Source organism: Amycolatopsis sp. NPDC114503, assembly GCF_055633655.1.
Map to the genome: position 1 here is coordinate 118,509 of NZ_JBVKDT010000004.1, position 8,580 is coordinate 127,088.

Annotated in this window: 9 protein-coding genes; 7 read left to right on the forward strand and 2 right to left on the reverse strand. The window is 68.1% G+C overall.

Annotated elements, in window-relative coordinates; translation table 11 throughout:
* Nucleotides 1-2: 2 nt before the first annotated feature.
* Nucleotides 3-815, reverse strand: a complete 813-nt coding sequence (locus ACZ7OI_RS17750; protein WP_470265284.1) for an enoyl-CoA hydratase/isomerase family protein — start codon at nucleotides 813-815, stop codon at nucleotides 3-5.
* Complete coding sequence (locus ACZ7OI_RS17755; RefSeq protein WP_470265285.1) at nucleotides 812-1,984, reverse strand: LLM class flavin-dependent oxidoreductase; 1,173 nt, start codon at nucleotides 1,982-1,984, stop codon at nucleotides 812-814. Before ACZ7OI_RS17755 ends, ACZ7OI_RS17750 begins: the two co-directional genes overlap by 4 nt.
* A 117-nt stretch (nucleotides 1,985-2,101) precedes the next feature.
* Here ACZ7OI_RS17755 and ACZ7OI_RS17760 point away from each other — a divergent pair, with 117 nt between their 5' ends.
* The 7 genes from ACZ7OI_RS17760 to ACZ7OI_RS17790 all read left to right on the forward strand — a co-directional run bounded on the left by ACZ7OI_RS17760 (nucleotide 2,102) and on the right by ACZ7OI_RS17790 (nucleotide 8,019).
* Complete coding sequence (locus ACZ7OI_RS17760) at nucleotides 2,102-2,860, forward strand: creatininase family protein (protein ID WP_470265286.1); 759 nt, start codon at nucleotides 2,102-2,104, stop codon at nucleotides 2,858-2,860.
* A 60-nt stretch (nucleotides 2,861-2,920) separates the two neighbouring features.
* Nucleotides 2,921-3,466 (forward strand): TetR/AcrR family transcriptional regulator, encoded by a 546-nt coding sequence (locus ACZ7OI_RS17765; RefSeq protein ID WP_470265287.1) that lies wholly within the window; start codon nucleotides 2,921-2,923, stop codon nucleotides 3,464-3,466.
* Between the two features lie 277 nt (nucleotides 3,467-3,743).
* The gene (locus ACZ7OI_RS17770; protein ID WP_470265288.1) at nucleotides 3,744-4,427 is read left to right on the forward strand and encodes a FadR/GntR family transcriptional regulator; all 684 of its coding nucleotides are present in this window, start codon (nucleotides 3,744-3,746) and stop codon (nucleotides 4,425-4,427) included.
* Entirely contained in the window at nucleotides 4,424-5,647 is a 1,224-nt protein-coding gene (locus ACZ7OI_RS17775; RefSeq protein WP_470265289.1) for a CynX/NimT family MFS transporter, read from the forward strand. Before ACZ7OI_RS17770 ends, ACZ7OI_RS17775 begins: the two co-directional genes overlap by 4 nt.
* Nucleotides 5,648-5,651: 4 nt before the next feature.
* The gene (locus ACZ7OI_RS17780; protein WP_470265290.1) at nucleotides 5,652-6,122 is read left to right on the forward strand and encodes a MarR family winged helix-turn-helix transcriptional regulator; all 471 of its coding nucleotides are present in this window, start codon (nucleotides 5,652-5,654) and stop codon (nucleotides 6,120-6,122) included.
* Nucleotides 6,123-6,247: 125 nt separating this feature from the next.
* Nucleotides 6,248-7,507: a bifunctional 3,4-dihydroxy-2-butanone-4-phosphate synthase/GTP cyclohydrolase II gene (locus tag ACZ7OI_RS17785; protein ID WP_470265291.1), complete on the forward strand. Its 1,260-nt coding sequence runs from the start codon at nucleotides 6,248-6,250 to the stop codon at nucleotides 7,505-7,507.
* A 128-nt stretch (nucleotides 7,508-7,635) separates the two neighbouring features.
* A complete protein-coding gene (locus ACZ7OI_RS17790) occupies nucleotides 7,636-8,019 on the forward strand; it encodes a histone-like nucleoid-structuring protein Lsr2 (protein WP_470265292.1) in 384 nt (127 codons plus the stop codon).
* The last annotated feature ends 561 nt before the right edge of the window (nucleotides 8,020-8,580 follow it).

Genomic DNA, 8,580 nt, shown 5'->3' on the forward strand with positions numbered 1-8,580 from the left:
GTTCAATTCGCCGATACGCCGGAAGCCGACGGAAAAACCGGCGGACGCTTCTCCCGGAATGCTTGGCGCGCTTCGCGATAGTCGGCTCCGGCGAAGTCGAGAATCTCCAGCGCGCCGGACAATTCGTGCTGCGGCAACGCATTCGTGAGCCACATGTTGAGCGCGCGTTTCGTGAACCGGAGCGCCTGCTGCGGGCCCTGCGCGAGTTGAGCGGCGACTTCCAACGCGCGCGGCAGCACCTGATCGCGGGGCACGGCCAGGCTCACGAGCCCGATCCGCTCCGCCTCGGCTCCGGTCAGTTTCTCCGACGTCAGCACGTAATACTTCGTTTTGGCCATCCCGACCAGCAGCGGCCAGATCAACGCCGCGTGGTCGCCCGCGGTGACGCCGACCTTGGTGTGCCCTTCGATCAACACCGCGTCTTCGGCGGCGATGCTGATGTCAGCGAGCAATGCGGTCGACAGACCGTAACCGACCGCAGGGCCGTTGATCGCGGAAATGATCGGCTTTTCGATCCGCAGCACCGTCGAAATCCGCCGCCGCTCGGCCTCCAGCATCGCGAGCGCGGACTCCGGCGTCGGGTCGGGTTCACGGACGTCCATCCCGGTGCAGAACGCGTCGCCGGCCCCGGTCACCACGACGACGCGCGTCTCGTCGTCGCGCTCGACGTCGGCCCAGATCCGGCTCAGCTCCTCGAACATCGGCATCAGCAGCGCGTTGTACCGCTCCGGCCGGTTGATGGTGATCAGCAGGACGCCGTCGGCCGGACGCTCGACGAGGACATTTCCGGTCCCGTGCTGGTAAAGCCCGCTCATCGGACCGCCTCCGCAGTCTTGCTCTCGGACTGGAACCGGCGCAGCGCTTCCTCGTGCGCCGGACGTGCGGCGCGGATCCCGGCCAGCACGTCGTCGGCCGGGCGCACCACGTTGCGCGGGTGCTTGAAACGCGGGATCACGTACTTGCCGAACAGTTCGATCGACCGCATCAGCTGGTCGTGCGGGAGACTGTCCACTCGCAGCACCAGCGATTCCACGCCCATGTCCGCGTAGCGCTGAACGTGCTCGATGCAATGCTCCGGGTCGCCGACGAGGAAGCCCTGCGAACGCTCGAACAGGTATTCCTCGTCGCTGAAATCGACGTCGTTGACGGCGCCCATGTAGGCGTAGTCCTGGGAAAGCTTCGCCAGCCGCCCGTACGCGTCGGTGGAAAGCTTGGACATCTCGAACAGCGGCCGGGCCTGTTCGCGGGCCAGGGCAGTCGTTTCGGCGCAGTGCATGCCGCCGCTGACCAGGACCATCTTGCGCGGCGTGATCGGGTGGTCGTGAGTGGCGGCGGCGAGGGTTTCGTCGTAGAGCTTCAGCATGTTCTCCACGAGGTCGTAGCCGAGGTAGAAGCCGCCCATGATCGCGCCGATGCCCATCCTGGCGGCGGTTTCGACCGAACTCGGGCTTCCCGCGGCGACCGAGATCGGCGGGTACGGCGCCTGCAACGGCTTCGGCACCAGACTGCGCGGCGGGACCTTGTAGTGCTCGCCCACGAACGAGAACGGATCGTCGAGGAACGCCCGGCGGATCAGCTCGATCCCTTCGCGCCACTGGGATTTGTTCTCCGTCGGGTCCACCTCGAACGCCCGCAGCGCGAGCGTCGTGTTGCCGCGCCCGGTGCCGAGTTCAATGCGGCCGTTGGACAGGATGTCCTCGGTCGCGATCCGCTCCGCGACGCGCAGCGCGTGATTCATCCGCGTCGGCAGCAGCGTCACGAGGTGAATGAAGCGGATCCGGCTGGTGAGCGCCATCAGGTACGGGTAGAGCACCTCCGGCGCCGACACCGTCGCGGTGCCGACGGCGACGTGCTGCTCGGAGCTCCCGAAAGCGTCGAAGCCGACCTGCTCGGCAAGCAGCACCTCCTCGACGAGTTCCCGGTAGCGGTGCTCGTGGGTGAGCCCGACCGGGGTGTCCCCCTCGGACATGAGGATGAAGTCCATGGCCGCTCCTTCCGTTCAATGTTATTGCTCGATAACATAAGGCGGAGCTAACCCGTGGTCAAGGCTGGACCTAGGAGGAATCTTGTTACTTGCTACTAACTTCCTGCGCAGGACGGCATGAGCGAGCTGCGCATCGAGCGCCTGACCTCGCCGGAAATCGCCGACGCGATCGCGAGCGGGACGAGGACCGCGATCCTGCCGCTGGGCGCGACCGAACAGCATGGCCCGCACCTGCCGTTGTCGGTCGACAGCGAGCACGCCGACCAGTTAGGCGTGCTCGTGGCGGAGCGGCTCGGCGACGCTCTCGTCCTGCCGACCGTGCGCGTCGGCTGTTCCGCGCATCATCTCGGCTTCGCCGGAACTCTGTCGCTGCGGCCCGAGACTCTGGAGGCGATCTGCTTCGACTGTTGTGAAAGCCTTGCCGCCCATGGGTTTCGCCGGGTGTTGATCTTTTCGGCGCACATCGGGAATTACCCGCTGCTGAGCGAACTGGAGCCAAGACTCGCCGCCCGGCTGCCCGCCGATCTGGACGTGATCGCCTTCGCCGACTCGACTGCGGTTCTCGACGCCTGGCGCGCCGCTGTCGCCGACCTTGCCGGGCACGTCGGAGGGCATGCCGACGTGGCTGAAAGCTCGATCATGCTCGCCCTTCGGCCGGAAGCGGTGCGGACCTCGCGTGCCGCGGCCGGGCTCGCCGAGCCGATGAACGACGACCTGCTCGGCCGGGTATTAACCGGCGGCGTTAAGGCGGTCGCACCCAACGGGGTGCTCGGCGATCCGCGGGGAATGGCGTCCGACCTGGGGTTTTCCTGCCTTGGCGCGGTCGCTGACCTGCTGGCGGCGTATGCGGCGGCCCGTTATCGGCCTCTCACCTAGACTCGAGCCATGACTAGCCCCTCTAGCGCCGCGTCGCCGCGTTCCTCGCGCAGGCAGACGTTGATCAAGGTCGCTGGCGAGTTGTTCCATGAGCGCGCCTTCGACGCGGTCACCACCGAGATGATCGGTGCGCGGGCTGGCGTGACCGGTCCTGCGCTGTACCGGCATTTCCCGAGCAAGCAGGCGTTGTTGATCGCTGTGCTCGAAGATCCGCTGAAGGATCTGCTCGCCAATGCGCGCGAGACCGCGGCGGGGGTTGCTGATCCGCGTGCGGCGCTTGAGGCGATGATCGATTACCACGTTACGCGCAGTCTTCAGAATGTGCCGTCGACGTTGGTGTTCCTGAAGAACGAGCACAACGTTCCGGAGGAAGAGCGGCATCGGATGCGGCGGATGATGCGGCTGTACGCCGAGGAGTGGAGTGCGTTGGTGGAGCGGTTGCGGCCCGACTTGTCGGACGCGCAGAACCGGGTGTTGACGCATGCGGTGTTTTCGATGATCAATTCTGTTCCGCAGTTCAATAGCGGGCTTGATGCGGAGAGTGTGGCGGAGACGATCCGGACGGCGGCGATCAATGCGTTGCTTGTTCCGGCTGGTGCCGTGTGAGGCGTCGGGACGTAGGGCCGTGAGGGTTCCCCTCACGGGAATGGTGCGGCGGGGCACCCCGAAGCCGTAATTGTGCTGACGGTCTGGGGTTGCTTGTCAAGGCGGGAAAGATGCCTTGACAAGCAACCCCAGACCGCAGGGAGGCTTCGTATCGGGGTGCAGGGCAGGGTCTGGGTGCCTGGCGAGTTGGGTGCATCGGCTGCGGTTGGGCGGGTGGGTCGTGGGGCGCGGTCCTGGTCACATTCAAATGTCTGACATTCGGTGTTAGGGTTGCCTTATGAACGATCTTCGGGCGCCCAGTCGGGTCGCCAGTCTTGCCGCGCAGCTTGTGGACACGCTTCGGGAGCAGATCGCTTCTGGCGAGTGGCCGGTCGGGATGCGGATTCCGGCGGAGAATGACCTGGTCAAGCAGCTTGGGGTGGGGCGGACGACGGTGCGGGAGGCGCTCGGCGCGCTGGTGCATCTCGGTTTGCTGGAGGCTCGCCGGGGCGACGGGACGTACGTTCGGGCGTCCAGCGAAATGCAGTCCGTGCTGATGCGGCGGGCCAAATCCTCGCGGCGGGGCGACGTGCTGGAGCTGCGGGCCGTGCTGGAGGAGTACGCCTCGGGTCTGGCTGCGGTGCGCCGCACTGACGAAGACCTGGTCGGCTTGCGGCATTTGCTTGACGAGGCCGAGGTGCGGGACGACGCCGAGACAGCCGTCGAGGCGGACGTCCGGTTTCACCAGGCCGTCGTGAACGCGGGGCGGAACTCCCTGCTCACTGAGGTGTACGACGTGCTCAGCGCGTCCGTCGCCGAGCAGATCGGCGACACTCTCTGGCCCGAGGCGACCGCTCGAGAGCACACTCGGCTGCATCGGCAGCTGGTCGAGGCGATCGCTGCCCAGGACGAGGTCGGGGCGCGTTATTGCGCCGCCGAGATCGTGAAGCTCACCGGGGCCGGAACGGAGCGGGAGAAGTGACCGCCGAGGTCGAGGCGCCGGCCGTCGCGAAAAGACCGATCACCAAGCCGGAGTGGTCCGCGGGGCTGTTGCTCGCGATCCTCCTGGTGGCGGCGAATTTGCGCGCGACCCTGACCGGCGTCGGCACGCTGCTGCCCGCCATCGAGCACGACACCGGTCTGCCCGCGTCGGCGGGTGGCGTGCTGAATACCTTGCCGCTGCTCATGTTCGCGGTGACTTCGCCGCTCGTCGGGCGCGTTTCGCATCGGGTCGGGTCCACGCGGTTGCTCGTGTTCTCGCTGGCGGTGCTGGCAGTGGGCACGGTGGTCCGGTCGCTGCCGTCGATCGCTTGCCTGTTCGCGGGGACGGTGCTGCTGTCGGCTGCGATCGCGGTCGGGAACGTCTTGCTGCCTACGGTGATTCGGACGCATGTTCCGGCCTCGCGGGTGCATACCGTCAGCGCGCTCTACGTCACGGTCATGGGCGTGGTCGCCGCGGTGTCGTCCGGGATTTCCGTTCCGCTGGCGGGGGTTCTGCCCGGGGCGTGGCATTCCGCGCTGGCCTGGGCAGTGGTCGTCGCCTTGGCCGCACTGGCCGGATGGTTGCCCCGGCTGCGCGGCTCACGGCCGGACACCGGACCGCGGACGGGCGCCGCGCACGCGCCGACTCCGTGGCGATCCTGGCTGGCGTGGCAGGTTTCCCTGTTCATGGGCCTGCAGTCGCTCGCCTTCTACACCGCCGTCGCGTGGTTGCCCAGCATCCTCAGCGGGCAGGGCATGAGCACGACCGCGGCCGGCTGGATGCTGTTTTACTACCAGCTCGTCGCGCTGGCCACCGGCATGGTGCTGCCCCTGCTCACCAAGGGCCGGGCCGACCAGCGGTTCCCCGCCGCCGCGGCATCGGCGGTCACCGCCGCCGGTTTCGCGATTCTCCTTCTGGCGCCCGGGATCGCGATCGTCGGGTGCACGCTGCTCGGCCTCGGCACTGGCGTCTGTCTCGTGCTCGCGCTCAGCTTCCAGAGCCAGCGCGCCACCGGTCCCAGCGAGACCACGGCGCTTGCCGGGATGGCGCAGTCCATCGGCTACCTCGTCGCCGCAGCCGGACCGCTGCTGCTCGGCATCCTGCACGACGCCACCGGAAGCTGGTCCGGCGCGCTGCTCGCGCTCACCGCGTTGAGCATCGTGATGGTCTTCGCCGGGTACGGAGCCGGGCGCGATCGCCACGTTAGCGCCGGCCGCTGAGACGATGTCCGACGTCGACCTCGCCGACCAGATTCTCGCGCTGGCTCGCCTGGTCAAACGAGCGGAAGCGGCACCGGCCGAGCCGATGTGCTTGTCGCTGCTGACCATGCTCGCCGACGAGGGCCCGTTCCGGGCCGGGGAAATCGCCGCGGTGCTGGGCGTGAATCCGTCGACGGTCAGCCGCCAGGTCGCCGGGCTGGTCCGGTCCGGGCTGGTCCGGTCCGGGCTGGTCCGGTCCGGGCTGGTCCGGTCCGGGCTGGTCGAGCGCCGGGCCGATCCGGACGACGGCCGGGCCAGCCCGCTCGTGGTGACTGATGCGGGCCGCCGGATGCTGGACGCCGAACGACAGCGCCGGGCCGACCAGTTCGGCGGCGCTCTCGCTGGGTGGTCTCCGGAGGAACGGGCGCGGTTCGCGGACCTGCTCGGCTGTTTCGTCCGAGATCTCCGGCGGAGCGGCTCGCTCCCCGGCGAGTGAACCTCTCCCTCTTCCGCTCGATGTTATTGGTCGATAACATATCAAGACAGATCACTCCAGCTCAGCTCTCGTAGAGTGTTATCATCGAGTAACTTCGAGCGGATTTGAGATCCAGGAGGTTAGACATGCCCACTACGCCGGATGCCGCGGCCAGCGTGCGCGCGGCCGTGCTCGCGCTCGAGGAAGGCCGGATGATCGTGGTCGTCGACGATCACGATCGGGAGGACGAGGGCGATCTCGTGCTCGCGGCCGACAGCGTCACCGCCGGCCAGCTGGCCTTCCTCGTCGCGCACACCACCGGAATCGTGTGCGCGCCGATGACGGAGGAACGAGCCGACGCGCTCGCGCTTCCGCCGATGGTCGCGGACAACAAGGACGCGCACGGCACCGCGTTCACCGTGTCGGTCGATCACACCGACGCCGGGACCGGAGTGTCCGCGACGGCACGCGCTCGCACCTGCCGGGCGCTCGCCGATCCCGCCACCACTCGCGAGAATCTTCGCCGCCCAGGCCACATCTTTCCGTTGCGTGCCCGGGACGGCGGCGTGCTCGTCCGTGCCGGGCACACCGAAGCCGCCGTCGATCTGCTGAAGCTGGCAGGTCGCGAGCCGGTCGGTGTCATCAGCGAGCTGATCGGCGTAGACGGCGAGATGCTGCGCGACACGGGCGTGCGCGAGTTCGCCGCCGAACACGGCCTGCCCGTCGTCGCCATCGCCGATCTGATCCGGTACCGCCGCACCACCGAGCGCTTGGTCGAACCGGTCGCGGTCGCCGCGATGCCGACCGCTTTCGGCGACTTCCGCGCGGTCGCGTACCGATCGCGCCTCGACGGTGCCGAACACCTCGCCCTCGTCATGGGCGACGTCGCCGCCGCGGGCGGCTCCGAGCGCGGCGCGCTGGTGCGGGTGCACAGCGAATGCCTCACCGGCGACATCCTCGGCTCGCTGCGCTGCGACTGCGGCACCCAGCTCGAACAAGCGATGCGCGCGGTCGCCGACGAAGGGTGCGGGGCCGTCATTTACCTGCGCGGCCATGAAGGTCGAGGTATCGGCCTCGCGCACAAGATCCAGGCGTACGCACTGCAGGAATCCGGTCTCGACACGGTCGACGCCAATGTCGCGCAGGGTCTTCCGGCGGACTCCCGCTCCTATGATTCCGGTGCGCAGATCCTCGGCCATCTCGGCGTCCGGCGAGTGCGCCTCATCACCAACAACCCGGAGAAATACCGCGGGCTCGCCGAATCCGGACTTCACGTCACGGAGCAGATCGCGCTGCGCCCGGTCGAAACTCCGCAGAACCTCCGCTACCTCCGGACTAAACGCGACCGGATGGGCCACGCCTTCGCGGCCTTGGCCGATCCGGAGCCGGAGCGCAAAACTTCCTGACCGCCGTTCCTCTCGGCACGGCCAATTCCCCGCGCGACCGGCGTTACATTATTGCCGGCGACCAGCCACAGTGGACTCCTGTTATGGTCTGCGGAGACCGCGTCCAGTTTTCAGGAGGAGTCACCGCGATGGCACAGAAAGTCCTCGTCGAGATGATCGACGACCTCGACGGGTCCGAAGCCGGGCAGACCGTCCCCTTCGGACTCGACGGCGTCCAGTACGAAATCGACCTGTCCGACGAAAACGCCGCCACCCTGCGCGGGGAACTGGCGGCGTTCATCGCGTCCGCCCGCCGGACCGGCGGACGCAAGACGACCGTGCGGGCCACGGCCGCGCCGACGGCCGAGGAACGCGAACGCTCCAAGGCGATCCGCACGTGGGCCCTGGACAACAACTGGGCCATCGCCGAACGCGGCCGCATCCCGCGCGAGGTGATCGCCGCCTACGAGGAAAGCCAGAAGCCGGAGGCGAAACCCCGCAAGCGCCCCGCGAAAAAGCGCGCGAGCAAATAAGCTGCCTGCCTCGAGGCGTTCCGCGTAGATCATTTCGGAAAACCCCGGACGGCCGCTCACTCCCCCGCCGGAGTTTCAACACCGCCGCCCGGCACTTTCCCTCGCCGCACCGCCAGGCACACCGAAACGCGAGAGTTCCGACTCTCAGCGAAACACCGCCCGGCCGGAGTCATTCACCTCCGGCCGGGCAGTCTTTTCCCACCGATCAACCTCGCCCCCCCCGGCGCCCCCATCCCGCCCCTCGAGGCCACCCGTCGCCCGAAGCCCTCGCCGGACCCGACAAGCCCTCGAGAACCACCTCCTCACCCCCGCGGCCACGCCACCAGACCGCACGGCGGGTACCCGCCAGCAACTTCACACACCCCGGCGACGCCCCCCCTCCTCCCCCACTCCCAGCGACAACAAACTCACACCCCACCCCAGCACCCCGCCCCACGAGACCCCCTCTCTCTCCGCACCACCCCTTTCACCGACACCACCAACCCGCCCCAGATCGCGGGATCGCGTCGGCGTGTCGAGGGCCAGCGTGCACGGCCCCCCGGGCCGGGCGCGCTGGCCCTC